Origin of the sequence: Phytobacter diazotrophicus (genome assembly GCF_052061655.1) — a bacterium.
Classification (GTDB): Bacteria; Pseudomonadota; Gammaproteobacteria; order Enterobacterales; family Enterobacteriaceae; genus Phytobacter; species Phytobacter diazotrophicus.
In genome coordinates, this window is record NZ_CM125428.1 from 5,275,075 (window position 1) to 5,300,810 (window position 25,736).

Here is a 25,736-nt window from a genome sequence, read left to right on the forward strand (position 1 = left end):
AGCGTGCTAAGCATCAAAAAGCTCTCTGACCATACCCTCAGGGACGGGTGAAAGGAAGGCGTTTCTGCGGTTTCACCCTCATAAACCGGAATATTTGTAGCAGGATCGCGCCATTTTCCTCCCTGACGGGAGGAAAATATGCGTCGTTTACATTACAGCAGCAAATGCCTGAGCAACGCGATGCACATTGCGGCTATTAAGCCCGGCAACGCACATACGCCCACTGGCAATGAGGTAGACACCAAACTCTTCACGCAGACGATCAACTTGTGCAGCATTCAGACCGGTGTAGCTGAACATGCCGCGCTGTTTAAGCAGATAGTCAAAGTTTCGCCCCGGAACAGCCTCTTTCAGCACGTTAACCAGCTCCTGACGCATAGCCAGTATGCGCGTACGCATTGTCTCGACCTCTGCCAGCCATGAGGCTTTCAGCGCCGTATCGCCGAGCACCGTCGCAACAACCTGCGCACCGAAGTTCGGCGGACTGGAGTAGTTACGACGCACCGTCGCTTTCAACTGCCCCAGGACGCGAGAGGCCGTTTCCGCATCTTCGCAGACAATGGAGAGACCGCCTACGCGCTCGCCATAGAGTGAGAAAATTTTGGAGAACGAGTTGCTAACCAGCGCTGGTAATCCCGCATCAGCAATCGCACGGATCGCATAGGCGTCTTCTTCCATACCGCCGCCAAAGCCCTGGTAGGCAATGTCGAGGAAAGGAATCAGGTTGCGGGCTTTCAGCACGTTTACCACTTCATCCCACTGCGCGTTCGTTAAATCTGAACCGGTTGGGTTGTGGCAGCACGGATGCAGCAGAACGATGCTCTTCTCCGGCAGGGTAGCGAGTTTTTCCAGCAGCGCGGTAAAGCGCACGCCATTGGTTTCACTGTCGAACCAGGGATAGGTGTTGACCTTAAAACCCGCGCCTTCAAAAATGGCGACATGGTTTTCCCAGGTGGGATCGCTGACCCACACACCGGAATCCGGGAAGTAGCGTTTCAGGAAATCAGCACCCACTTTGAGCGCGCCGGAGCCGCCCAGTGTCTGGATCGTTGCAACGCGTTTTTGCGCCACCACCGGATGTTCCGCACCAAACAGTAGCGGCACAATGGTGTGGCGATAAGTATTCAGACCTTCCATCGGCAGATAGAGAGACGCACCCTGCGGCTGGGCATTAAGGCGGGCTTCCGCTTCGACAACAGCCTGTAGCTGCGGAATGATGCCATCTTCGTTGTAATACAACCCGATGCTGAGGTTAACTTTGTCGCTGCGCGGGTCTTCTTTAAAACGCTCCATCAGGCTAAGGATGGGGTCGCCAGCGTAGGCGTCAACTTTTTGAAACACGAGGTGGTTCTCCAGGTTTACAGTAGGAAGGATAAGACACAATAAACCGGAAGCGAGAGAAGGTCGAGCGGGATGTGTGTGATGCGTTTGGGCTGCGTCGTCTGATGCCCTCACCCCGGCCCCCTCCCACAGAAAGAGGGAGAAAACCAAACGCAAGCGCGGGCAAAATCATATCCCGGATAAGGCGCTTGCGCCGCATCCGGGGAGAGTCGACGCTGCGTTAATCGACGTATTTCAGGGCAGCGCGCGATGTCAGGCGCGTAATTAATTCATAGGCACTGATCCCGGTGGCTTCCGCAATGCGCTCGACGGGCAAAGCTTCCCCCCAAAACACCACCGGGTCACCGGCGGTATCTTGCGCATCCGGACCCAAATCGACGCAAATCATATCCATCGCCACCCGACCAACAATCGGGACTTCCCGACCGTTAACCAGCACAGGCGTACCAGATGGCACCGAACGCGGATAACCATCGCCATAGCCCATCGCCACCACCCCAAGGCGCGTGTCGCGCTCACTCACCCAGGTTCCGCCATAACCAACCGCATCCCCCGCTTTATGTTCGCGCACGGCAATCAGGCTGGAGGTCAACGTCATCGCGGGCTGGAAGCCAAAATCTTCCCCCCACGGATGGCGATCAAGCGGTGAAACACCATACAGAATGATGCCAGGGCGCACCCAGTCAAAATGGGCCTGCGGCCACAGCAGCGTGCCACCCGATGCAGCAAGAGAACGCTGCCCTGGCTTGCCATCGCTAAAGGTAGTGAAGATATCGAGCTGACGTTCTGTTACACCACAGTCCGGCTCATCGGCACGGGCAAAGTGGCTGACAATATTTACCGGCTGGCGCACATTTTTGCACTGGCTCAGACGCTGGTAAAACGCCTCGGCCTCAGACGGGTGAAAGCCCAGACGGTGCATACCGGTATCAAGCTTCATCCACACGGTAACAGGCTCATCCAGATGCGCCGCTTCCAGCGCCGTGAGTTGTTCCACGCTATGCACCACCGTATCGAGGCGGTGAGCAGAAACCAGAGGGAGCTCGTCAGCGGTAAAAAAACCTTCGAGCAAGAGGATGCGATGGGTAATGCCCCCCTCACGCAGGCGAAGGGCCTCTTCGAGACGGGCGACGCCGAAAGCGTCGGCGTCGGGGAGCGTTCGCGCGGTCTCAAGAAGACCGTGTCCGTAGGCGTTCGCTTTCACAATCGCAACCAGGCGGCTGGCAGGAGCCAGTTCGCGCAGACGTTGAAGGTTGTGTCGCAGAGCGCGGCGGTTGACTACAACTGTTGCCGCTTGCATTTGAATTCCTTGCCTTTAAGAAAAATAAACCATCCTCTAAATCATTTGAGTTGCAGCAAGGCGGCAAGGCCATGAATCTCCGGGGACGTAGCCAACACCGCTGCAGCTCAAAGGATGACGAGGATTATTCGTCGTCGTATTGTGGACCCGCATAATTATCAAAACGCGACCACTGTCCGTTAAAGGTCAAACGTACCGTACCGATCGGGCCGTTACGTTGCTTACCAATAATGATTTCAGCGATCCCTTTTAAGTCGCTGTTTTCGTGATAAACCTCATCACGATAAATAAACATGATCAAGTCGGCGTCCTGTTCGATGGAACCGGATTCACGCAGGTCGGAGTTGACCGGGCGTTTATCCGCACGCTGTTCCAGTGAGCGGTTAAGCTGCGACAGCGCAACAACCGGCACTTGCAGCTCTTTCGCCAGTGCTTTCAGAGAGCGGGAAATCTCCGCGATCTCAAGAGTACGGTTGTCGGATAGCGACGGCACGCGCATCAGTTGCAGGTAGTCGATCATGATAAGCCCGATCCCACCATGCTCACGGGCAACACGTCGCGCACGGGAACGCACCTCGGTCGGCGTCAGGCCGGACGAGTCATCAATATAGATATTGCGTTTTTCCAGCAGGATGCCCATGGTGCCGGAAATACGGGCCCAGTCCTCATCATCAAGCTGACCGGTACGAATGCGCGTCTGGTCCACACGTGACAGGGAGGCCAGAGAACGCATCATAATCTGCTCTGAGGGCATCTCAAGACTGAAGACGAGAACCGGTTTATCCTGCAACATCGCCGCGTTTTCAACGAGGTTCATCGCAAAGGTGGTTTTCCCCATGGATGGACGCGCGGCGACAATGATCAGGTCCGATGGCTGTAGACCCGCCGTTTTCTTGTTGAGGTCATCGTAGCCCGTATTCACGCCAGTAACGCCGTCGTGAGGCTGCTGGAACAGCAGCTCAATACGCGCAACGGTCGCCTCAAGCACATCCGCGATGTTTTTCGGGCCTTCGTCTTTATTGGCGCGGCTTTCCGCAATTTTGAAAACCCGTGACTCAGCAAGATCGAGCAGGTCTTCACTGGTGCGCCCCTGAGGGTCAAAACCTGCATTGGCGATCTCATTGGCAACGGAGATCATCTCGCGCACAACTGCACGTTCACGCACGATGTCTGCATAAGCGCTGATGTTCGCTGCACTTGGCGTATTTTTGGACAGTTCAGCCAGATAAGCAAAGCCGCCGACAATATCCAACTGCCCTTGCAGTTCCAGCGATTCTGCCAGCGTAATCAGGTCAATGGGTTTGCCCATCTCCTGTAGACGGTGCATCTCAGTAAAGATATGGCGATGCGGGCGGGTGTAGAAGTCATCCGCCACAACGCGCTCGGCAACATCGTCCCAGCGCTCGTTATCCAGCATTAAACCGCCCAACACCGACTGTTCCGCTTCAATGGAATGGGGCGGCACTTTCATCCCCTCGACCTGAAAATCGCGGGGTTCAGTCTGTTTGTTGAAGGGTTTATTTCCTGCCATAGTGAATGGAGTTACCAACGTAATGAATGGTTCGAAAGATTATCATTCGGGAGGAAGCATGGCGACAAGAATTGAATTTCACAAGCATGGTGGCCCTGAGGTCTTGCAAGCTGTCGAGTTTAATCCCACCGATCCGGCGGAAAATGAAGTCCAGGTCGAAAACAAAGCCATAGGGATTAATTATATCGACACCTACATTCGCAGTGGGCTGTATCCACCCCCGTCATTGCCGAGTGGCCTGGGGACCGAGGCGGCGGGCGTGGTCAGCAAAGTGGGTTCTGGCGTCAAACATGTCAAAGCGGGCGATCGCGTGGTGTACGCCCAATCCGGGCTTGGCGCCTACAGCTCCGTGCACAATGTCCTGGCAGACAAAGTCGCTATTCTGCCCAATGCCATCTCGTTCGAGCAGGCGGCGGCCTCCTTCCTGAAAGGGCTCACTGTCTTTTATCTGCTGCGCAAAACGTACGAAATTAAACCTGATGAAGTATTCCTGTTCCATGCGGCGGCGGGTGGCGTAGGGCTGATTGCCTGTCAGTGGGCGAAGGCGCTGGGGGCAAAATTGATCGGTACTGTCGGCTCCGCACAGAAAGCACAGCGGGCCTTACAGGCTGGCGCATGGCAGGTGATTAACTATCGCGAAGAAAACATTGTTGAGCGCGTAAAAGAGATAACCAACGGGAAAAAAGTCCGCGTCGTGTATGACTCGGTGGGTAAAGACACCTGGGAAGACTCCCTCGATTGCCTGCAGCGCCGTGGCCTGATGGTGAGCTTTGGTAACGCCTCCGGACCGGTATCAGGCGTCAACCTGGGTATTCTCAACCAGAAAGGTTCGCTGTATGCGACCCGCCCTTCCCTCAACGGCTACGTAACAAATCGCGAGGAGCTTGAAGAGGCCAGCAATGAACTGTTCTCGCTGATTGCCAGCGGCGTGATCAAAGTGGAAGTGACGCAATCGCAGAAATTTGCCCTCACCGACGCACGGCGTGCACATGAGGTTCTGGAAAGTCGCGTAACGCAAGGGTCGAGCCTGTTGATTCCGTAAATTCACGTTGCAGGCAGGCGGCGAGAGCGTGAATGCCCGGGCGCTTATTCAAGTCAGTGACCGGGATGAATGAGCGCAGGTTATGCATCTATGGCTTGAAGTATGGCATCGGTAGAAAGAATTAGGGCTTCCCGAAGGAAGCCCATTCTTTTTTTAGTTCGGCTGTATGTAGGGTACAGCTCGATGAATTCGTTAACGCGGCGATAGTGACAGATTTGATAAGTAAATCCTATTCGGTTCTTAGCAAAGCGCCCGGAAAAGTGTCGAGGTTGTGATCAAGTGCTCAATACTTTAGTAACGCCAACGGTTATTGCGCTGATATTGAGGAATTTTTGGCGTTTTGACTGCCCGGATAATCCACACCACCGCAACCGCCAGTAACAACCAGGGCAACAGCTTGATCATCAACGCAAAAAGGCCGCCCAAAAACATCACTGCGGTTGCCACCAGCAGTGCAGCCAGAATACCCAGCAATGAAACACCGGTGACGAGTAGCACAACAAAAAAGCCGATAACAAACAGTAATTCCAACATGGCGCGCTCCTGGTAAACAGACAATGGCATCGGGACGATGACTTACCAAATGCATTACAAGAAGCATGCCACTTTTATTTTATTGATTTATAAAAGAAAAATCTCCGCATGGTGATGCAGAGCCTGGTGAATTTGACCATTTTTTAGCGAAATTATTCGCGGTTTGCCACAAGATTCAGCGCGTGTTCCAGCACTGCGACGTCAGCCCCGGCTTTATGTGCATTTTCGCTCAGATAGCGACGCCACTGGCGCGCCCCTGGGATCCCCTGGAACAGGCCCAGCATATGGCGGGTAATATGCCCGAGGTAGGTCCCCTGCTGCAGTTCACGCTCAATATAGGGATACATTGCCCGAACCACCGCTACAGGATCCGCGTCCACCACATCCGCGCCGAAAATTTCCCGATCAACACGCGCCAGAATGCCCGGATTCTGATACGCCTCGCGTCCAACCATCACACCATCCATATGCTCCAGGTGGGTTTTGGCCGCCTCCAGCGAAGTGATACCGCCATTAATCGACATGGTGAGATGCGGGAAATCGCGTTTAAGCTGGTAGACACGTGGGTAGTCCAGCGGGGGGATTTCACGGTTCTCTTTCGGGCTTAAGCCGGAAAGCCAGGCTTTACGCGCATGGATGATAAACATCTCACATTCGCCCCTGCCGGAAACCGTGCTGATAAAATCGCAGAGAAATTCGTAGCTGTCCTGATCGTCAATGCCGATGCGGGTTTTCACCGTCACCGGAATGGATACCACGTCGCGCATCGCTTTGACGCAATCAGCCACCAGTTGCGCATTGCCCATCAGGCAGGCGCCGAACATGCCGTTCTGCACGCGATCGGACGGGCAACCTACGTTCAGATTGATCTCATCATAACCGCGCTGTTCTGCCAGTTTCGCGCAATGCGCAAGCTGCGCCGGGTCACTCCCCCCCAACTGCAATGCTACCGGGTGTTCTTCTTCGCTGTATGCAAGATAGTCGCCCTTGCCATGAATAATAGCTCCCGTCGTCACCATCTCTGTATAGAGCAGCGTATGGCGTGAAAGCAGGCGCAGGAAATAGCGGCAATGGCGATCCGTCCAGTCGAGCATCGGCGCAATGGAGAAACGGTGAGCAGGATAAGCAGCAGGCTGATTTTCTGGCGACATGGCGAATAAATAGGCTTTAGGTAAAAAAGGGGCGCTACTATAGCACAGAGAATCGCCGTCGGGCAGCGAGGACATTAGTGTAATTATTGTACTGCACATAATGGCACCCATCCTGTTTTCTGACTGTTATTTGCTCATCCCTTTAGCTAAAATATACCCATATGGATATAAAAAATCGCAAGGATAACGCGAATGAAGCCACTGTATTGGGTGGGGAGCAGCAAAAAAGATCTTCAGTCTCTGCCGGAGGATGTTCAGGATGTTTTTGGTTATGCGTTGCATCTCGCACAAGACGGAGGTAAGCATCCCCAGGCAAAACCGTTAAAAGGATTTGGGGGTGCAGGTGTGCTGGAGGTGGTCGAAGACTATTGCACCGATACTTATCGCGCGGTTTATACCCTGAAATTCAGAGAGGCGGTCTATGTGCTACATGCATTTCAGAAGAAGTCGTCATCCGGTATGCAAACCCCCAAATCTGATATAGAAAAAATTCGAGAACGTCTTAAGGCAGCAGAAGCCCATGCCAGAGGAGCATAATATGAGCCAGAATATCGATATCAGTAGCGGCAATGTTTATGCCGACATTGGACTGGACAATGCGGATGAAATGCAGGTTAAAGCGCAGCTTGCTACCACCATTGGCAATATCATTAAAAGTCGTCGTCTTACTCAGGTGGAGGCGGCAAAGTTATTGGGGATGACACAGCCCAGGCTATCAAATATGCTGCGCGGCCAATTTCGCGGCATAAGTGAAGTAAAAATGCTTGAATGTCTGACACGCTTAGGGCGCGATGTTCAAATTGTGGTTGGGCGCCCACGCCGTACCCCGGGACGTATGAAGGTGGTTTTTGCCTGAGCACAAAGAAAAACCGGAGGCGCAAGGCCTCCGGTTGTGCATCAGAATGTCATGCTCAACTGCGCACCGGCACCCCAGGTTTTGTTCTCACCCACTAACCCCATTAAATCAACGTGCACGCGGTTAAATGGCGCAAAACCGACACCGCCAGTGAAGACGTTGCTTTCATCGCCTTTGACATCAGCACGATAACCGGCACGAACCGCCAGCCAACTCAGAGGACGAACCTCCGCACCGACGCCAACAAACTGCGAGTTTTTCTCGCTCTTAAAGCCTTTGGTTTCCGTCAGATCACCATCAGCGCTCAGCGTCAGCAGATCGTTATGCCACGCCGCCCCCGCGGTGACCAATGGGCTGATTTGGTAGGTGTCTTTGTAGTTTTTAACCTCACCGGTTCTGCCATTGGTGATAAAAACATCTTTGGTGTCGATGTTACGCGAGACCAGGTTTTGTCCACTCAGACCGACGGTGACGTTATCTGTTAAATCTGCCGCCAGGCCAACATCAATGTTAAAGCCCGTGTCGTCCTTGCGGTACTTACTGTTGTTCCATTGGTTTTTGTCGTAATCATAAATCGACGTGGTGTAGTTATAGATCCATGACTTTTGCAATTTTGGCGTAACGCCTACGGAAAGAGGAACGCCGCCCACGTCAAACTGGTGCGCCATGGCGATACCAAAATCCGTAATGATGGCTGCACGGCCTGATGCCGTGGAGTTAAGATTTTTTGTGATTTCGCCTGAGCCATTAGGTGAGAGTATGGCCCCCAGGGCAACGCCCGTGGCTACCGTATCACTGTTCTGGATATTGCGAAGGTAGGTGATATCGTCCTGATCAATATTCGAATTGACGCGAGCATGCGCGTAACCTTTGGTCACAAAGGCAACAGACAACACATCGTTAGGAATCGTGACGGCGATACCGGCCCCGGCATTCGCACTCGCGGTTTTACCCTCCAGATAATCAAGCGAATCCGCCAGATCTTTTGCCGCTGACTGGAACTGATCAACAGTACTAACGGGGTTAAGCAGCACTTCCCGCAGGGTGAGGTTATTAACTATATCCTTGTAATAATCGATCTTATTACTGATATCATCAATTTCATCACGCAGGTTGTCCTCATCAGTTATCCGCGCACCCACGGTCGGTAAGATGACCGTAACATTGTCTTCCGGTTTTGCTTTTGCCAGCAACGCCGGGTTAATGAATGCACCACTACCGTAACTTGCGGAGGCAACACCTGTTCCCCCCATCGCATCATTACGTGCCTCTGCCCAGGTATTTGCCGCTCCGGCTTGCTTTGCCACGAAAAAGGAGACAGCGATAGCGACCACCGAAAGTTTAAGATTGTTTTTCACAGTATGCGTCTCGTAATCAAATGAGTTTTATGACCCTGTTAGTTGTGACATGGACAGGGAGGCTCTATTGCTGCGAATAACATCCAAAAAATATCCTATTTCTACTGAATGTAATAAAGCGTTACAGAAGATGTTGTTATATGAAGTGACCATCAATATTTATAGAAGACACATGGCGATTGCGAAAGGTGAAGGCGCGGTCGTGATCTCGGCGTTTAGTACAGAACATGGTAAAGTGGGGGCTTATATTGCCATTTCATGAGAGAACGCCTATGGATAAGTCCACTTCGCAAGAGATGCTCGCGCAGGCCGAAAAACTGTGTGTGCAACGCAACGTGCGCCTGACTCCTCAGCGCCTCGAAGTGTTACGCCTGATGAGTCTGCAGCAGGGGGCAATCAGCGCTTATGACCTGCTCGATCTTCTGCGTGAGGCAGAACCGCAAGCCAAACCTCCTACGGTCTATCGCGCGCTGGATTTCCTTTTAGAGCAAGGGTTTGTACATAAAGTAGAGTCCACTAACAGCTACGTACTTTGTCATCTTTTCGATCAGCCGACGCACACGTCCGCGATGTTTATTTGTGACCGTTGCGGTGTGGTAAAAGAGGAGCAAGCGGAGGGCGTGGAAGACATCATGCATGCGCTGGCGGCAAAACGCGGTTTTGCGCTGCGCCATAATGTCATAGAAGCACATGGATTATGTGCTGATTGCGCAGAAGTTGAAGCGTGTCGACACCCCGGCGAGTGTCATCATGACCACACGATTCAGTTGAAAAAAAAATCGCGCTAAGCGCGATTTTTCTCTTTTAAGCAGGTAAGGCAATTAAGGGTGGTACATCCATGTACCGTTCGGGCAGGGTAGCCATTGAGGGTTACACATTGGGGGGATGTGAAGGCTACCAGCGGTAATCGTTCCGCGTTTCCCAATCCACGACTTCTTTTTCTGCCTGATCTTTGGCGTAGCCGTAGCGTTCCTGAATTTTACCGACCAACTGGTCGCGTTTACCTTCAATGATGGTCATATCATCGTCGGTCAATTTACCCCACTGTTCTTTTGCTTTACCTTTGAATTGTTTCCAGTTGCCGCTGACTTCGTCTTTATTCATCGTCGTCTCCTCATCATTGGTCATGAACAGCGTTATTCCTTTCGTTACGCTCTTAATATCCTGAACGTGATAATTATTGTAGTTAAGGATAGCGACCATGATTCTTTATTCGGAATTTTTAACCATCGGAAAGCAAATTACCGGAATAGATATGCGGAGCAAAACCGAGCGAGATCAGCGGGATAAAACAGAGATTAAAGCTTTGTCAGGAAAAGCAAGCAACCGTGACAGCAGGCATGCCGCCACGGCTCAGAAGGCTATTACAGCCATTCACCATTGCGGATAACGCCAACCGCCAGACCTTCAATGGTGAAGTTGTGATCGCGCAGGTCAACGACAATAGGGGAAAACTCACTGTTTTCAGGCAATAGCTGCACGGTATTGCCCTGCTTTTTAAGCCGCTTGACCGTCACTTCATCGTCAATACGCGCTACAACAACCTGCCCGTTGCGAACATCCTGGGTTTTATGCACTGCCAGCAGATCGCCATCCATGATGCCGATATCTTTCATCGACATACCGCTTACGCGCAGCAGAAAATCAGCGTTAGGTTTGAAGAGAGACGGATCGACCTGATAGTGCCCTTCAATGTGCTGTTGCGCCAGCAAAGGTTCGCCAGCAGCGACGCGCCCGATAAGCGGCAGCCCAATATCCTCTTCCTCTTCAAGCAACAGACGAATACCGCGAGACGCACCGGATACAATCTCGATAACACCCTTACGCGCAAGCGCTTTCAAGTGTTCCTCTGCCGCGTTTGGGGAACGGAACCCCAACTGTTGCGCGATCTCCGCACGCGTCGGCGGCATACCTGTCTGGTTGATTCGATCGCGAATAAGATCGAACACCTCTTGCTGCCTGGCCGTTAAAGCTTTCATTCCGCCCCCTGGGTGTATATACAGTTATGCTGTGAGTATATACAGTTAAAGGCGATTTTGAAACCAAAATTAAGCAAAAAACGCGGACTTAACGCATTTCTGGAAGCGCTATCGAAAATAGCCCCACAGCAGAGAAACCCAGGTAAACAGTGCCAGGAGAATGGCCATCAATACCGCAGCAGACCCCATGTCTTTCGCACGCCCCGAGAGTTCATGAAATTCAGACCCAATACGGTCAACCACGGCTTCAATTGCACTATTAAGGATTTCCACAATCATCACCAGTACGACAGAGCCAATCAGCAGGACGCGCGTAATCGCATCTACATCCAGAAAAGCCGCAATGATGATGGCAATAACGACCGCAACACCTTCCTGACGAAAAGCAGCTTCGTTAATCCACGCTGCGCGCACCCCTTTCCATGAATAGCCTGCCGCTTTAATAATGCGGGTAATTCCAGTGGTATTGTTGGCCATCAAAAACAACCTTTTTATGTAATGAACGTCAATGTCTATGTAAGCTTATAGAGGTAGAAAAGAAATTCTGCGGACTTTCTGATATTCTTGCCGCGCAATGGCATTATTAACCAGAGGCTTTACATCGTTTATGTCCGGCTGGCCACGAATTTACTACAAATTACTTAATTTACCATTAAGCGTGCTGGTAAAAAGCAAGTCTATCCCGGCGGAACCCGCCCAGGAATTAGGGCTCGATACGTCGCGCCCTATTATGTACGTTTTGCCTTATAACTCGAAGGCAGATTTGCTGACCTTGCGCGCTCAGTGTCTGGCACACGATTTGCCCGACCCCCTCGAACCGCTTGAAATCGACGGAGCGGAGCTGCCGCGTTATATCTTTATTCACGGCGGACCACGTGTCTTTACCTGGTACACGCCGAAAGAAGAGTCGATCAAGCTGTTCCATGACTATCTCGATCTGCACCGCAGCCATCCCGATTTGGATGTTCAGATGGTGCCTGTGTCGATGATGTTCGGCCGTTCTCCAGGTCGCGAAAAGGGCGAGGTCAACCCGCCGCTGCGTATGCTAAACGGTATTCAGAAATTTTTCGCGATCTCGTGGCTTGGCCGCGACAGCTTTGTGCGTTTCTCCCCGCCGGTTTCGCTGCGCCGTATGGCAACCGAGCACGGCACGGACAAAACCATTGCGCAAAAACTTGCACGCGTCGCGCGTATGCACTTTGCCCGTCAGCGCCTGGCTGCTGTGGGGCCACGCTTACCTGCCCGTCAGGACCTGTTTAATAAGCTGCTCTCCTCCAAAGCCATCGCTCGCGCCGTAGAAGACGAAGCGCGCAGCAAAAAAATCTCCCACGATAAAGCGCAGCAAAATGCAATTGCGCTGATGGAAGAGATTGCGGCGAACTTCTCCTACGAGATGATCCGTCTGTCAGACCGTATCCTCGGCTTTACCTGGAACCGTCTGTATCAGGGCATTAATGTGCATAACGCGGAGCGTGTTCGTCAGCTCGCCCATGATGGCCATGAAATTGTCTATGTGCCCTGCCATCGCAGCCATATGGACTATTTACTGCTCTCCTACGTGCTCTATCACCAGGGGCTGGTACCGCCGCATATTGCAGCCGGGATCAACCTGAACTTCTGGCCGGCGGGCCCCATTTTCCGTCGTCTGGGCGCGTTCTTTATTCGCCGTACCTTTAAGGGTAATAAACTCTATTCGACCGTTTTCCGCGAGTATCTGGGCGAACTGTTTAACCGTGGCTACTCAGTGGAATACTTTGTTGAAGGCGGGCGCTCCCGTACGGGCCGTCTGTTGGATCCGAAGACCGGCACGCTTTCTATGACGATTCAGGCCATGCTGCGTGGAGGTACCCGTCCAATCACGCTGGTGCCAATCTACATTGGTTATGAGCATGTCATGGAGGTGGGGACTTACGCCAAAGAGCTGCGTGGCGCGACGAAAGAGAAAGAAGGTTTTGCCCAGATGATACGCGGTTTGAGCAAGCTGCGTAATCTCGGTCAGGGTTATGTGAACTTCGGCGAGCCTATCCCGCTGATGAACTACCTGAACCACCGGGTGCCGGAGTGGCGCGAGTCTATCGATCCTATCGAAGCGGTGCGTCCTGCCTGGCTGACGCCGACGGTGAACGCTATTGCTGCCGATTTGATGGTGCGCATTAACAATGCCGGTGCGGCAAACGCCATGAACCTCTGCTGTACCGCGCTTCTGGCATCTCGCCAGCGTTCTCTGACCCGTGAACAGCTCACCGAGCAGTTGAATTGCTATCTCAACCTGATGCGCAATGTGCCCTATGCCGCCGACACAACGGTACCCACCGTAAGTGCGGACGCGCTAATTGAGCATGCGTTGCAGATGAACAAGTTCGAAGTAGAGAAAGACACGATCGGTGACATCATCATTCTGCCGCGCGAGCAGGCGGTTCTGATGACATACTACCGCAACAACATTGCGCATATGCTGATGTTGCCCTCTCTGATGGCGGCCATTATTACCCAGCATCGTCATATCTCTCAGGACGAGATGCTGCGCCATGTTGAGTTACTTTACCCGATGCTGAAAGCCGAGCTGTTCTTACGTTGGGAAAAAGAAGAGCTGGCAGGCGTGCTGAAAAACCTTGCTCAGGAATTGCTGCGCCAGGGGCTGATTACCATGAAAGATGACCAGCTTTATATCAACCCGGCCCATTCCCGAACGCTGCAACTGCTGGCGGCGGGTGCGCGCGAAACACTGCAACGCTATGCCATCACCTTCTGGCTGCTGAGCGCCAATCCGGCAATGAACCGCAGTACGCTGGAGAAAGAGAGCCGCACGCTGGCACAGCGTCTGTCTGTTCTGCACGGCATCAATGCGCCGGAATTCTTCGATAAGGCGGTATTCAGTACACTGGTGCTGACGCTGCGTGACGAAGGGTATATCAGCGATACCGGAGATGCCGAGCCTGAGCAGACGCTGGCGGTGTATCAGCTGTTAGCCGAGCTGATTACCTCTGATGTGCGCTTGACGATTGAGAGCGCAACGCAGGCAGAGTGAGTAAAGCAGCCGCATCAGGGAGTAACGTCCCCGATGCGCTTTGCTTATCGGGGCTACGCTGAGCCTGGCGCTTAAGGTAGCCCCGATAAGGCAGCGCCGCATCCGGGAAGAGGTGAGTTACGCCAGATAACTTGCCGCGAGACCGATAAACAGTACCAGCCCCACATAGTTATTATTCATAAACGCCTTAAAACAGGCGTCGCGATCGCGATTCACAATCAGCTTCTGCTGATAAACAAACAGCGCACCCGCAATAATAACCGCCCCGTAGAATTGCCAGCCTAAGCCATTGAGCGCACCGATCGCCACCATCAGCGCCAGCACCGCCACCTGCAATATGCCGATGATTAACTTATCGTGGCGTCCAAAGAGAATAGCGGTCGACTTGATACCGATTTTCAGATCATCGTCGCGATCCACCATGGCGTACTGCGTATCGTAGGCCACCGCCCACAAGATATTGGCAAGAAACATAACCCAGCAACTCAGCGGCACCGACTCACTCACGGCGGCAAACGCCATCGGAATCGACCAGCCAAACGCCGCCCCCAGCACCACCTGCGGCAAATGGGTATAACGCTTCATAAACGGATAAACCCAGGCAAGCAGAAGCGCCGCAACGGAAAGCAGAATGGTCATCATGTTAAGCGTCAACACCAGTGCAAACGCCAGCACCACCAATACCACAAACAGTACGCGCGCTTCGTTTTCCGTGACCGCTCCGCTGGGCAGCGGACGATTGGCCGTACGTTTCACATGCCCGTCAAATTTACGGTCCGCATAGTCATTTACCACACAGCCTGCCGCACGCATCAACCAGACCCCCGCCACAAACACCAGCAGGATCCACAGGGGAGGAACGCCCGGCGTTGCAACCCACAGTGCCCACAGCGTTGGCCAGAGCAGCAGCAACGCACCAATGGGCTTGTCCGTGCGCATGAGTCGATGAAAGGCCAGCAGCTTATTCTGCGAGAGACTCCACTCCATTTTTTTTCCTCTTAGTACAGCGGTGACGCAGGCAAAAACAGTTCAGTCAGCAGGAGAGGTTTCCCCCCCAGGCGCAAGCGGGAGCGTCTTCCCCACAGCGTGTCATAGCGACCAACTTCAATAAAATCTCGTGTCAGCGTAGATGATGTAAAGAGATAACGCCCAAGCGGCGTGGTACCCAGCTTCTGCAGCGCAAGTTCCGGGCCGGTCAGCGTAGACTCCGGCACCACCGTTCGCCCGGCAAGCCAGGGTTCGCCGTCAGCGCACAGCAGGATCTCCCGCAGCCAGTACCGCGTATCGTCTGGCAGCAAATGGCGCTCGCCATCGAGCATATCGGACGTCACAAACCCTTCCTGGATAAGCGTCACAGACACCTGTTTACCCTGTTGCTCAAAACGTTTCGTCATGGAATCTTCCAGCAACAGCCAGTCCAGTTGCTGCGGGTCGAGCGCGGGAAGTGCGTCAAAATAGCGTAGCGCACGCAGTTGCGTAAGCGCGGGGTGTGACATGCCTTACTCTCCAATACATAACGTCACATTATTGTATCGCAGAACAGGCTGCCTCGTGCGGGGAACTTCATTCAGTTTTCATAAGCGCAACAGATATGCAACAGCGTCGTTGCGCCAGAAAAATAAATATCCTCCGGCATAGCCGGAGGTTTTTCAGATGCGCCTGTAAGGCTCTGTTACCAGCCGCGCCCTAACAGGCGCATACGATCTGACATTTGCATCAAACTTCCTTACTTACGGCCCGTAAACGGGCTGCCCGGATAAGGGATCGACAACTGCTCACCCATTTTATCCTCTTCAAGCTGGTGCTTTATGTATTCCTGTATCTTCGCTGTGTTCTTCCCTACCGTATCCACGTAGTATCCCCGACACCAGAACTCCCTGTTCCTGTATTTGAATTTCAGATCTCCAAACTGCTCATAAAGCATCAGACTGCTTTTCCCTTTCAGATATCCCATAAAGCCGGATACGCTCATTTTGGGCGGGATTTCCACAAGCATATGGATATGATCTGCACAGCATTCAGCTTCCAGGATCCGTACGTTTTTCCACTCACACAGCTTTCTTAAAATGCTGCCTATCGCCAGACGTTTCTCTCCGTAGAACGCCTGTCTTCGGTATTTCGGCGCAAAAACTATGTGATATTTACAGTTCCATCGGGTGTGCGCTAAGCTCTTTTCGTCCCCCATCCAACCCCTTTTGATTTCTTGTTGAACTTTTGCAGTTGCCAGACCGCAAGCTGTTTTAACAAATCAAAAGGGGTTTTAATAACTGGCTTAAAGCTGAAAGCTTTCCGGAACCCCCAGCCTAGCTGGGGGTTTTCTATAGACAAAAAGGGTGCGTCAGGCGACGCACCAGTTGTTGCAAACATCAGCATTGCGGGGAGACGGTTACCCCTTGCCTTTTACACTGCTGATAAAGGTTTTCCGGGCGGATGTAGACCCGAGACGCTCAGCTTCATTCAGTAATTTCAGGGCCTTATCGATATCACCTTTTGCGGCGGCCTGTTTAATGGCCTGGTTGAAATAGCTTTCAGTGTCATTCAGCATCGGCTCACTTTTCGCGGCAGGCGCAGGCGCAGAGGTCGGCGCGGCAGCCACCGCAGCAGGTGCGGCCGCCGGTGCACTATAAGCTGTAGCAGGCGCGGCTGTGTTACCCACCGTCACCGGCCCTGGTCCGGATGAACCAAACAACGGGCCAACCAGCACGCTGGAACCGCTGTTGGTTTTCACTTTCAGTTTCACCACGCCCTCAGTAACGTGACGGGCTATCGGATCGGGGATATCCGGTACCGCGTTACCCGTTCCTTTGGCGTAGGATTTGGCCGGGTCCATCAGTTTGGTGGTCTGGCGCAGATCGTTTTCGGTTGTGAAGACCAGCAGATAGATCTTTTGCTGGCCCAGCGCAGGCGTCAGGCGCATCACCCCTTCCAGCCTGTCGGCACTCATCACTCCCGGCTCCTGATAGGTAAAGAAGCTGCTGGGGAAGTACGCGGCAGGTGACATGTTCTGGTCAAGAACCAACACATTGGGCGCAAAAACGCTGGTTTGTTTATTCACTTCACTACTGAGCGTGAGCGTCAGTTCACCGATGTTCGCCGGGACACTGTATGCGGCCACCGGGCCACTGATACCCGCCACATTCAGGCGCTGGCCCGTGGTGGCAAGCTCAGTTGTTTGTGTTTTGCTTTGATCGACAGGCGTCCAGCTCAGTTGCTGGAGTGCGGAGGCCGGAATGGCCGGCGCCGCCGTGGTATTTTGCGGGACGATGTTAACATCGGCGAAGCTAACCCCAGGCGCTGCGGCGAGTAAACCCGCGGTCAGGCACAGGGCGACGAAACTTTTTTTCATTTTCATTGTTATCACCTTCTTTACGAGAGACAACTAACGCCCGGCAATAGCGCACTGTCTCGAAGAATTGAGGGGCTTGCGCCCCTCTTGTTTCGGTACGTCAGGTGGCGAGGATTACCACCAGATTTCCATCTGGGCGCCGAAGCTCCACTCGTCGTTATCACCACGGCTGAAGGTTTTCGCGGAAGTATCGCGATACGCTACGCCAGAGGTGTAACCATTACCGGAATCGCTGTTGGCATAGCCCCATTTCTCATCCCACTTCGCGTAGGTTGCGAAAACACGAATTGCAGGACGAGACCAGATGCTGTCGCCAGCCTGCCACTGCTGGGCCAGGGTGATTTTGTACTGGTTGTTGGTGTCGCTGGTGCGCTGGGATTTGACGTTGTCATAGCCCAGTTCCAGCAGGGTGCTCATGATCGGTGTCCATTTGTACATAGGACGTACGCCCACGGTCCACCACTTGGTACCGTTGTTGTCGTCACGGTTGATGTCCTGGTACATACCGACATACATCAGGTCCCACTTGTCAGCGAGGTTGATTGCCCCGTGATCCAGCACGCGCCACAGTGAACCGTTGTTGTTGATGCTGCCGCCCTGCGGAATACCTTTACCGTTAGAGGTCATGGAGTCTGTTGCGTACTGCAGTACAAACTTGTTGTAACCTTTCATCATGCTCTGGGTATGTTCAGCGGTGAACATCCAGCCATCTTTCGATGCGCCCGGCGCCAGGTCATATTTGTCCGGCAGGTTGGTGTGACCGTAATCCACACCGAACTCCAGCGTACCGCCAGGGTTGACAGCCATTTGCGCTAAACGCACGTCGAAGACGTCGTTTGGCACCAGGTTGTCATAAATACGGCTGCCATCAGCATTACGGTCAGCGAAAGTACCGGAACCACCCGCTTCAGACGAACGGGTTGCCGCTAAAGAGAGTTTACCGAAGCCAACATCAACATTTTCAAGACCGGCACCAGGACCAGAGATATCCCAGTAGTAGAAGTCGATCATGTGAACGTCATGACGTTGATAGAAGCGTTTACCTGCCCAGATAGTGGAGCCCGGCAGCGCGTCGATCAGGTTTTTACCCTGAACGTTGGCTTCACGGAACGCAGGGCTGGTCGCTTCCCAGTCATTACGCTGGGCAACGGAGTAGGCTACGTTGGTATCGAAGTAGAAGCTCTTGTCGCCTTCTTTCCATACTTCCTGGCCCAGTTTCAGTTCGGCGTAGGTTTCGCATTCGTTACCAAGACGATACTTACTTTGAGCACCGGTGGCCTGGAAGCACTGCTGCTCGCCGCCGCTGCCGGTCCAGCCAATACCCGAACGGGCATAGCCTTTAAAATCGACAGCGCCCGCCTGAGCAGACAAAATGCCCGCGGCGATGGCGATTGCCAGTGGAACTTTGCGCAGAGTAGTCATCATTCTATCTCCTGAGATCATTGCTTTTCTTTAAACACCTCACCTCTCGGGCTGCCTCTTCGTTGGCTGCAACCGCGAACGGTTTGGCGTTTTGCTTTTTTAATGGGAGACCTTAAACGCCCGGCTCTTTATGCAACCGACGACAGGCCGTACCATCCTCGCGGAACAGATGGCAGCGCTCTGGCGGCAAGCCGATAGCGAATGTGGCCCCCTCTTCTACCAACACCACGTCATTCTGGCGGTAGACCAGGTTTTGACGGATGGCGGGGATCTGGATGTGAATTTGCGTTTCGTGGCCTAGCTGTTCGACGACCTGAACTTCGCCTTCCAGGGTGACATCAGCGATGTCGCTTGGCAGCAGGTGTTCAGGGCGAATACCGAGTGACATATTGCTGCCGACCTGCACATTGGCGCTGTCGACAGGCAGCCAGACCCGCTGGCGGTTAGGCAGCTCGACCTGGACTTGTTCAATGGCGGTGGCCGTTACCTTCACCGGCAGGAAATTCATTTTTGGCGAACCAATAAACCCGGCGACAAAGCGGTCTGACGGATAGTGGTAAAGCTCAAGCGGTTTACCCACCTGCGCGACGCGACCGGCGTCCAGCACCACGATTTTGTCAGCGAGCGTCATCGCTTCTACCTGATCGTGGGTGACGTAAATCATCGTGCGGCCGAGGCGCTTATGCAGACGCGAAATCTCAATACGCATCTGCACACGCAGCGCGGCATCAAGGTTGGAAAGCGGTTCGTCCAGCAGGAAAACGCGCGGTTCTGCCACCAGCGTACGACCAATTGCCACGCGCTGACGCTGACCGCCAGACAAGGCTTTCGGTTTACGCTCCAGCAAATGCGCCAGTTGCAGGACTTCTGCGACCTGGGTGACCCGCTGGTTGATGACCTCTTTTTTCGCCCCGGCCAGCTTTAAGCCGAATGACATGTTCTCCGCCACGGAAAGGTGCGGATAAAGTGCATAAGACTGAAACACCATGCCCACGCCGCGCTCGGCGGGTGGGATATCGTTCATCCGAGCATCGCCAATAAACAAATCGCCGCTGGTAATGGTTTCCAGACCCGCAATCATGCGCAGCAGCGTCGACTTCCCACAGCCTGACGGACCGACAAACACCACGAATTCTCCTTCGTGGATGTCGAGATTGATGTCTTTTGACACCACCACATCGCCCCAGGCTTTCGTTACATTCCGCAGCTGTACGCTCGCCATGCCCCTCTCCCTTCGTTACAACCTGTCACTTACAGAAACATTCAAGATGGGCTGACTATGGGCTATTGATAACGCTGGCGAATCCTCCACCCCCTCGCTTTTTTATGGGGGAGGAGACGGGAGGATGAGAGGGACGAGTCTGCCCCGCGTTGCCGGGGGCTGAGGCGATTTTCGTGACGCAGACGGCAAAAATCGGTGTGTTTTTATGTGCGCTGACACACATAAAGAAACTTTATGTAACAGAGATCACACAAATCCACCCAGGGGCGTAGGGGTAAGGAGGATGAGAAGCGCTTGCCAACAAAGGAGACTACACCCCGTTAGACCACCAAACATATCCACGAGCACATCACCTAAAGGACGGGATATATGAAATTCAAAACAGGCGCACGCATCCTCGCATTGTCCGCACTGACGACGATGATGTTCTCCGCTTCTGCCCTCGCAAAGATTGAAGAAGGTAAGCTGGTTATCTGGATCAACGGCGACAAAGGCTATAACGGCCTGGCCGAAGTGGGTAAAAAATTCGAGAAAGATACCGGTATTAAGGTCACCGTTGAGCACCCGGACAAGCTGGAAGAGAAATTCCCGCAAGTTGCAGCGACCGGCGATGGCCCGGACATTATTTTCTGGGCTCATGACCGTTTTGGCGGCTACGCACAGTCTGGCCTGCTGGCGGAAGTGACCCCGGATAAAGCCTTCCAGGACAAGTTATTCCCGTTCACCTGGGATGCAGTGCGTTATAACGGCAAGCTGATCGCCTACCCGGTCGCCGTGGAGTCCCTCTCACTGATTTACAACAAAGATCTCGTGCCGAACCCGCCAAAAACCTGGGAAGAGATCCCGGCGCTGGATAAAGAGCTGAAAGCGAAAGGTAAGAGCGCGCTGATGTTCAACCTGCAAGAGCCGTACTTCACCTGGCCGCTGATTGCCGCTGACGGCGGTTACGCCTTCAAGTTTGAAAACGGCAAATATGACGTGAAAGACGTTGGCGTGGACAGCGCTGGCGCGAAAGCGGGTCTGAGCTTCCTGGTTAAGCTCATCAAAGACAAACATATGAATGCGGATACGGATTACTCCATCGCCGAAGCCGCGTTTAACAAAGGCGAAACTGCGCTGACCATTAACGGTCCGTGGGCGTGGGGCAACATTGATAAGAGCAAAATCAACTACGGCGTGACCTCTTTGCCCACCTTTAAAGGCAAAGCGTCCAAACCGTTCGTTGGTGTGTTGAGTGCCGGTATTAACGCCGCCAGCCCGAATAAAGAACTGGCAAAAGAGTTTCTGGAAAACTACCTGCTGACCGATCAGGGTCTGGATGAAGTGAATAAAGACAAACCACTCGGCGCGGTAGCTCTGAAATCCTTCCAGGACCAGTTAGCGAAAGATCCACGTATCGCGGCAACAATGGGTAACGCCCAGAAAGGCGAAATCATGCCGAACATCCCGCAGATGGCCGCCTTCTGGTACGCCACCCGCACCGCCGTGATCAACACAGTGAGTGGTCGTCAGACCGTTGATGCCGCGCTGAAAGACGCACAGGGTCGTATTACTAAGTAAGACTGTAGTCCCTTATTTCTCAGGAAGTAAGGATTGTTAAATACGTTGTTTACACGAAATCATTCGTGTTGCATCGAGGCGGCAAGGATGCAAATCCCCAGGAGCTTACAAAAGTAAGTGACTGGGGTGCGCATCCGCAGCCAACAAAGAGGCAGCGCGAATGATGAAGTGTAAAGAGGAAGCTCCCCCATGGATGTCATTAAAAAGAAGCACTGGTGGCAAAGTGACGCGCTGAAATGGTCAGTGATAGGTCTGCTGGGCTTACTGGTGGGGTACCTTGTAGTTTTAATGTATGCACAAGGGGAATATCTTTTCGCCATCACGACGCTGATTTTAAGCTCGGCTGGCCTGTACATTTTTGCGAATCGTAAAACCTACGCCTGGCGTTATGTCTATCCAGGCCTTGCCGGGATGGGGCTGTTTGTCCTGTTTCCCTTGATTTGTACCATCGCCATTGCGTTCACGAACTACAGCAGCACTCACCAGCTCACGCAAGAACGCGCGCAGCAGGTGCTGATGGACCGCTCTTATCAGGCGGGCAAAACCTATAACTTTGCGCTTTTCCCGGCGGAGGGAAGCTGGCGACTGGCGCTAACCGACGGTGAAAGCGGCAAAAACTATCTTTCGGACGCCTTTAAACTCGGTGGCGAGCAAAAAATCGTCTTAAAAGAGACGGATACCCTGCCTGCGGGCGAACGTGGCACCCTGCGTGACGTCACGCAAAACCGCACCGCGCTTAACCAGCTTACCGCCGTATTGCCAGATAACAGCAATGTTGTGATGAGCTCACTGCGTCAGTTCTCTGGCACCACGCCGCTGTACAGCATGGCGGAAGATGGCACGCTCACCAACAAGCAGAGCGGCGTGAAATACCGTCCCAATAACACTGTGGGTTTCTATCAGGCCATTAATGCTGATAACAGTTGGGGCGATGAAAAGCTCAGCCCAGGCTACACCGTTACCATTGGCTGGGATAACTTCATGCGCGTCTTTACCGATGAAGGTATCCAGAAACCGTTTATTGAGATTTTCGTCTGGACGGTGGTCTTCTCGCTGTTAACCGTCGTGTTGACCGTCGCCGTCGGCATGGTACTGGCCTGTCTGGTGCAGTGGGAATCGCTCAAAGGCAAGGCCATCTACCGCGTCCTGCTGATTCTGCCTTACGCCGTGCCGTCCTTTATCTCCATTCTGATCTTCAAGGGGCTGTTTAACCAGAGCTTCGGTGAGATCAACATGATGCTGAGCGCGCTGTTTGGTATCAAACCGGCGTGGTTTAGCGACCCGACCACGGCACGTTCGATGATCATCATCGTCAACACCTGGCTCGGTTATCCGTACATGATGATTCTGTGCATGGGGCTGCTGAAAGCGATTCCGGACGATTTGTATGAAGCCTCGGCAATGGATGGCGCCGGGCCGTTCCAGAATTTCTTCCGCATCACCTTCCCGCTGCTGATCAAGCCGCTCACGCCGCTGATGATCGCCAGTTTCGCCTTTAACTTTAATAACTTCGTGTTGATTCAGTTGTTGACCAACGGTGGCCCGGACCGTATCGGCACCACCACGCCTGCGGGCTATACCGACCTGCTGGTCAGCTACACCTACCGCATTGCCTTTGAGGGTGGCGGTGGGCAAGATTTTGGCCTCGCGGCCGCTATCGCCACGCTGATTTTCTTGCTGGTTGGCGCGCTTGCCATCATCAACCTGAAAGCCACACGCATGAAATTTGATTAAGGAGGGCGATGATTATGGCAATGGTCCAGGCGAAATCGCAAAAATTAAGGTTATTCGTTACCCATTTGTTATTGCTGGTGTTTATCGCCGCAATTATGTTCCCGCTGCTGATGGTGATCACCATCTCTCTGCGTGAAGGCAACTTCGCCACCGGGAGCCTCATTCCGGAAAGCATCTCGTGGGAACACTGGAAACTGGCGCTGGGCTTTAGCGTGGAGCACGCCGATGGCCGCGTGACGCCGCCCCCCTTCCCGGTGCTGCTGTGGTTGTGGAACTCCATCAAGATCGCAGCGATTACCGCTATCGGTGTAGTGGCGCTCTCAACTACCTGTGCGTATGCCTTTGCTCGTATGCGCTTTCCTGGCAAAGCGACGCTGTTGAAAGGGATGCTGATTTTCCAGATGTTCCCGGCGGTGCTGTCGCTGGTGGCTCTGTATGCCTTGTTTGACCGTCTGGGCCAGTACATTCCGTTTATCGGCCTGAACACGCACGGCGGGGTTATTTTCGCCTATATGGGCGGCATCGCCCTGCACGTCTGGACGATTAAAGGTTATTTCGAAACGATCGACAACTCGCTGGAGGAAGCGGCAGCGCTGGATGGCGCAACGCCGTGGCAGGCATTCCGTCTGGTGCTGTTGCCGTTGTCGGTACCGATTCTGGCGGTCGTGTTCATTCTGTCGTTTATCGCCGCGATCACCGAAGTGCCAGTAGCCTCGTTGCTACTGCGCGATGTCAACAGCTACACCCTGGCCGTTGGCATGCAGCAATACCTCAACCCGCAAAACTATCTGTGGGGCGACTTTGCAGCCGCTGCGGTGCTGTCAGCAATCCCGATTACGGTTGTCTTCCTGCTTGCGCAGCGTTGGCTGGTTAACGGCCTCACCGCAGGCGGTGTAAAAGGTTAATTTTCATCGTCATACTCTAAATAATTCGCGTGGCAGGAAGGCGGCAAATGAGAAAGTCCCCGGGAGCTTACTGGAGTAAGTGACCGGGGGGAACGAGTGTAGCCAACGCATCTGCAACGTGAAGTATGACGAGTATATATGCCACTGTAGTCCTCATTGGAATATTGACCCGAACTCTAAATAATTCGGGTTGCAGGAAGGCGGCAAGAGAGAGCATCCCCGGTAACTTACAAAATGTAGGTGACGGGGGTAAACGAGGCCGCCAACCCCCCCTGCAAACCGATATATGGCGAGTTAACTTGTGACTGTTGTTAGGCGCTCCCCGGAGCGCCATTTTTTTATTCGCGTTTCAGACGTTTAGAGTTACACAACCACAAAGTGATCACGAGAAGCAGGATCGCGCCAGAGTAGATCAGCACGTCCATTGGAGATTTATGATCGACGATGATCAGTCGCACAATCGCGGTAATCCCAATGTAGATAAAATAACGAAGCGGGAAGTGAAAACCGGACTGAAAGTACTTCACAATCAGCGCGATAAATTCAAAGTAAAGAAAGTAGACCACCAGTCCTTCCACCAGCGCATACTTGCTGGTTTGTTCAGGCGCGAAAAGGACATCCGCAAGATGCAGCGTCTCCTTACCCAGAAAGACAACCAGAATCAGGCCAAGACTCAGCAAACCCAGATTCAACACGGTCTGGAGAACGGTGGAGATAAACTCAACGCGTGGACGAACAGTTAGCGATGGCATTGTCATACCGGCACCTCATTCTCAGTGGCGAGCTTTCTGTATAACGCAAAAATGTGATCAAGATCTAGATTTTTTGCTTATATTTTGTTCTGTATCGTGGTGACATATCGCCCTGCAAGCACAGCAACAGGGAGTAAAAAATATAATGCTTACAATCTGTAAGGCACAGGTTAACGATGCTGAACTGCTCCACGACATGGCATACGCCAGCTATACCCATCATTTCGCCCATTTGTGGCAGAAAAAAGATGAACTGGCGAATTTTCTCGCGCAAGAATACGCGCTGCCCGTTTTACAGCAGAGTCTGCAGGACGAGGAGTGCTGCTGGCTGGTTGCTGCCAGCGATGGTATCCCGGTCGGCTTTGCCAAATTCAGTTGGCATGCGGCCGCTGGCCCCCAGGGCCCGTCAGGAACACTACTGCATAAACTCTATTTTCTGCCGCAGGCGACCGGTAAAGGTTATGGGGAAGGTGTTATCCAGGAGGTAACGCGTCGTGCGCGGAAACATGGCGAACGCTTCCTGTGGCTGGAAGTGTTGGATGCCAACCCGCAGGCCCGTCGATTCTATGAACGCCAGGGCTTTGAACATGTGCGGGATACCGTGTTCAGTACCGCCTCGCAGCAGAGCACGCTGCATATTCTGGGCAAAGTCATTTAAGGAGATGGGATGGGTGC

General features: G+C 53.2%; 26 protein-coding genes. 10 read left to right on the forward strand and 16 right to left on the reverse strand.

From position 1 onward, the window contains the following. Nucleotides 1–147 precede the first annotated feature (147 nt). From tyrB to dnaB, 3 genes are all read right to left on the reverse strand, one after another. A complete protein-coding gene (tyrB, locus tag ACS0RQ_RS25520) occupies nucleotides 148–1,341 on the reverse strand; it encodes an aromatic amino acid transaminase (RefSeq protein WP_271851062.1) in 1,194 nt (397 codons plus the stop codon). Nucleotides 1,342–1,561: 220 nt separating this feature from the next. Further along, on the reverse strand, nucleotides 1,562–2,641 hold the full coding sequence (gene alr / locus ACS0RQ_RS25525; RefSeq protein ID WP_271851063.1) for an alanine racemase: 1,080 nt from the start codon (nucleotides 2,639–2,641) through the stop codon (nucleotides 1,562–1,564). A 124-nt stretch (nucleotides 2,642–2,765) separates the two neighbouring features. Further along, complete coding sequence (dnaB, locus tag ACS0RQ_RS25530) at nucleotides 2,766–4,172, reverse strand: replicative DNA helicase (protein ID WP_039077905.1); 1,407 nt, start codon at nucleotides 4,170–4,172, stop codon at nucleotides 2,766–2,768. 58 nt (nucleotides 4,173–4,230) lie between these two features. On the opposite strand from dnaB, the gene ACS0RQ_RS25535 reads away from it, so the two are divergent. Beyond that, entirely contained in the window at nucleotides 4,231–5,214 is a 984-nt protein-coding gene (locus ACS0RQ_RS25535) for a quinone oxidoreductase (protein WP_271851064.1), read from the forward strand. A 291-nt stretch (nucleotides 5,215–5,505) separates the two neighbouring features. On the opposite strand, the gene pspG is transcribed toward ACS0RQ_RS25535, so the two are convergent. Both pspG and dusA read right to left on the reverse strand, forming a co-directional pair. Beyond that, nucleotides 5,506–5,748, reverse strand: a complete 243-nt coding sequence (gene pspG, locus ACS0RQ_RS25540) for an envelope stress response protein PspG (RefSeq protein WP_271851065.1) — start codon at nucleotides 5,746–5,748, stop codon at nucleotides 5,506–5,508. A gap of 152 nt (nucleotides 5,749–5,900) precedes the next feature. Next, nucleotides 5,901–6,899 carry a tRNA dihydrouridine(20/20a) synthase DusA gene (gene dusA, locus ACS0RQ_RS25545; protein ID WP_271851076.1) on the reverse strand — a complete coding sequence of 333 codons (999 nt, stop codon included), beginning with the start codon at nucleotides 6,897–6,899 and terminating at the stop codon, nucleotides 5,901–5,903. Nucleotides 6,900–7,091: 192 nt separating this feature from the next. Between dusA and ACS0RQ_RS25550 the strand changes: the two genes are divergently transcribed. Together ACS0RQ_RS25550 and ACS0RQ_RS25555 are read left to right on the forward strand one after the other, a co-directional pair. After that, complete coding sequence (locus ACS0RQ_RS25550) at nucleotides 7,092–7,436, forward strand: type II toxin-antitoxin system RelE/ParE family toxin (protein WP_271851066.1); 345 nt, start codon at nucleotides 7,092–7,094, stop codon at nucleotides 7,434–7,436. 1 nt (nucleotide 7,437) lies between these two features. Then, complete coding sequence (locus ACS0RQ_RS25555; RefSeq protein ID WP_071194355.1) at nucleotides 7,438–7,755, forward strand: helix-turn-helix domain-containing protein; 318 nt, start codon at nucleotides 7,438–7,440, stop codon at nucleotides 7,753–7,755. 41 nt (nucleotides 7,756–7,796) lie between these two features. On the opposite strand, the gene ACS0RQ_RS25560 is transcribed toward ACS0RQ_RS25555, so the two are convergent. Continuing rightward, nucleotides 7,797–9,113, reverse strand: coding sequence for a conjugal transfer protein TraF (locus tag ACS0RQ_RS25560; protein ID WP_271851067.1), 1,317 nt, complete (start codon nucleotides 9,111–9,113; stop codon nucleotides 7,797–7,799). A gap of 272 nt (nucleotides 9,114–9,385) precedes the next feature. Here ACS0RQ_RS25560 and zur point away from each other — a divergent pair, with 272 nt between their 5' ends. Next, entirely contained in the window at nucleotides 9,386–9,901 is a 516-nt protein-coding gene (gene zur, locus ACS0RQ_RS25565; RefSeq protein ID WP_047372189.1) for a zinc uptake transcriptional repressor Zur, read from the forward strand. A 106-nt stretch (nucleotides 9,902–10,007) separates the two neighbouring features. Here zur and ACS0RQ_RS25570 read toward each other — a convergent pair whose 3' ends face one another. Then, on the reverse strand, nucleotides 10,008–10,217 hold the full coding sequence (locus tag ACS0RQ_RS25570) for a CsbD family protein (RefSeq protein WP_039077936.1): 210 nt from the start codon (nucleotides 10,215–10,217) through the stop codon (nucleotides 10,008–10,010). Between the two features lie 97 nt (nucleotides 10,218–10,314). On the opposite strand from ACS0RQ_RS25570, the gene ACS0RQ_RS25575 reads away from it, so the two are divergent. Then, nucleotides 10,315–10,503, forward strand: a complete 189-nt coding sequence (locus ACS0RQ_RS25575; protein ID WP_271851068.1) for a hypothetical protein — start codon at nucleotides 10,315–10,317, stop codon at nucleotides 10,501–10,503. On the opposite strand, the gene lexA is transcribed toward ACS0RQ_RS25575, so the two are convergent. Beyond that, nucleotides 10,478–11,092, reverse strand: coding sequence for a transcriptional repressor LexA (lexA, locus tag ACS0RQ_RS25580; RefSeq protein ID WP_039077914.1), 615 nt, complete (start codon nucleotides 11,090–11,092; stop codon nucleotides 10,478–10,480). The two genes, ACS0RQ_RS25575 and lexA, sit on opposite strands and share 26 nt — an antisense overlap. Nucleotides 11,093–11,200: 108 nt before the next feature. Next, nucleotides 11,201–11,569 carry a diacylglycerol kinase gene (locus ACS0RQ_RS25585; protein ID WP_079497650.1) on the reverse strand — a complete coding sequence of 123 codons (369 nt, stop codon included), beginning with the start codon at nucleotides 11,567–11,569 and terminating at the stop codon, nucleotides 11,201–11,203. A gap of 130 nt (nucleotides 11,570–11,699) precedes the next feature. Between ACS0RQ_RS25585 and plsB the strand changes: the two genes are divergently transcribed. Continuing rightward, the gene (plsB, locus tag ACS0RQ_RS25590) at nucleotides 11,700–14,120 is read left to right on the forward strand and encodes a glycerol-3-phosphate 1-O-acyltransferase PlsB (protein ID WP_271851069.1); all 2,421 of its coding nucleotides are present in this window, start codon (nucleotides 11,700–11,702) and stop codon (nucleotides 14,118–14,120) included. Nucleotides 14,121–14,237: 117 nt separating this feature from the next. Here plsB and ubiA read toward each other — a convergent pair whose 3' ends face one another. The 6 genes from ubiA to malK form a co-directional block, all read right to left on the reverse strand. Further along, nucleotides 14,238–15,107 carry a 4-hydroxybenzoate octaprenyltransferase gene (ubiA, locus tag ACS0RQ_RS25595; protein ID WP_193794893.1) on the reverse strand — a complete coding sequence of 290 codons (870 nt, stop codon included), beginning with the start codon at nucleotides 15,105–15,107 and terminating at the stop codon, nucleotides 14,238–14,240. A gap of 11 nt (nucleotides 15,108–15,118) precedes the next feature. Beyond that, nucleotides 15,119–15,616 (reverse strand): chorismate lyase, encoded by a 498-nt coding sequence (gene ubiC / locus ACS0RQ_RS25600; RefSeq protein ID WP_039077918.1) that lies wholly within the window; start codon nucleotides 15,614–15,616, stop codon nucleotides 15,119–15,121. Nucleotides 15,617–15,846: 230 nt separating this feature from the next. Next, nucleotides 15,847–16,305: an IS200/IS605 family transposase gene (tnpA, locus tag ACS0RQ_RS25605; RefSeq protein WP_038918153.1), complete on the reverse strand. Its 459-nt coding sequence runs from the start codon at nucleotides 16,303–16,305 to the stop codon at nucleotides 15,847–15,849. A 201-nt stretch (nucleotides 16,306–16,506) separates the two neighbouring features. Next, entirely contained in the window at nucleotides 16,507–17,472 is a 966-nt protein-coding gene (gene malM, locus ACS0RQ_RS25610; RefSeq protein ID WP_169038550.1) for a maltose operon protein MalM, read from the reverse strand. 108 nt (nucleotides 17,473–17,580) lie between these two features. Next, nucleotides 17,581–18,891: a maltoporin gene (locus ACS0RQ_RS25615; protein ID WP_271851070.1), complete on the reverse strand. Its 1,311-nt coding sequence runs from the start codon at nucleotides 18,889–18,891 to the stop codon at nucleotides 17,581–17,583. A 109-nt stretch (nucleotides 18,892–19,000) separates the two neighbouring features. After that, nucleotides 19,001–20,110, reverse strand: coding sequence for a maltose/maltodextrin ABC transporter ATP-binding protein MalK (malK, locus tag ACS0RQ_RS25620; protein WP_039077921.1), 1,110 nt, complete (start codon nucleotides 20,108–20,110; stop codon nucleotides 19,001–19,003). Nucleotides 20,111–20,479: 369 nt separating this feature from the next. On the opposite strand from malK, the gene malE reads away from it, so the two are divergent. The 3 genes from malE (at nucleotide 20,480) to malG (ending at nucleotide 24,309) form a co-directional block, all read left to right on the forward strand. Then, nucleotides 20,480–21,670 carry a maltose/maltodextrin ABC transporter substrate-binding protein MalE gene (gene malE, locus ACS0RQ_RS25625; RefSeq protein WP_271851071.1) on the forward strand — a complete coding sequence of 397 codons (1,191 nt, stop codon included), beginning with the start codon at nucleotides 20,480–20,482 and terminating at the stop codon, nucleotides 21,668–21,670. A gap of 189 nt (nucleotides 21,671–21,859) precedes the next feature. Next, on the forward strand, nucleotides 21,860–23,404 hold the full coding sequence (malF, locus tag ACS0RQ_RS25630; RefSeq protein ID WP_271851072.1) for a maltose ABC transporter permease MalF: 1,545 nt from the start codon (nucleotides 21,860–21,862) through the stop codon (nucleotides 23,402–23,404). A 14-nt stretch (nucleotides 23,405–23,418) separates the two neighbouring features. Continuing rightward, nucleotides 23,419–24,309 carry a maltose ABC transporter permease MalG gene (gene malG / locus ACS0RQ_RS25635; RefSeq protein ID WP_039077937.1) on the forward strand — a complete coding sequence of 297 codons (891 nt, stop codon included), beginning with the start codon at nucleotides 23,419–23,421 and terminating at the stop codon, nucleotides 24,307–24,309. A gap of 338 nt (nucleotides 24,310–24,647) precedes the next feature. On the opposite strand, the gene psiE is transcribed toward malG, so the two are convergent. Continuing rightward, entirely contained in the window at nucleotides 24,648–25,061 is a 414-nt protein-coding gene (psiE, locus tag ACS0RQ_RS25640) for a phosphate-starvation-inducible protein PsiE (RefSeq protein ID WP_039077938.1), read from the reverse strand. Between the two features lie 145 nt (nucleotides 25,062–25,206). Here psiE and ACS0RQ_RS25645 point away from each other — a divergent pair, with 145 nt between their 5' ends. Next, nucleotides 25,207–25,719, forward strand: coding sequence for a GNAT family N-acetyltransferase (locus ACS0RQ_RS25645; RefSeq protein WP_271851073.1), 513 nt, complete (start codon nucleotides 25,207–25,209; stop codon nucleotides 25,717–25,719). Nucleotides 25,720–25,736 lie beyond the last annotated feature (17 nt).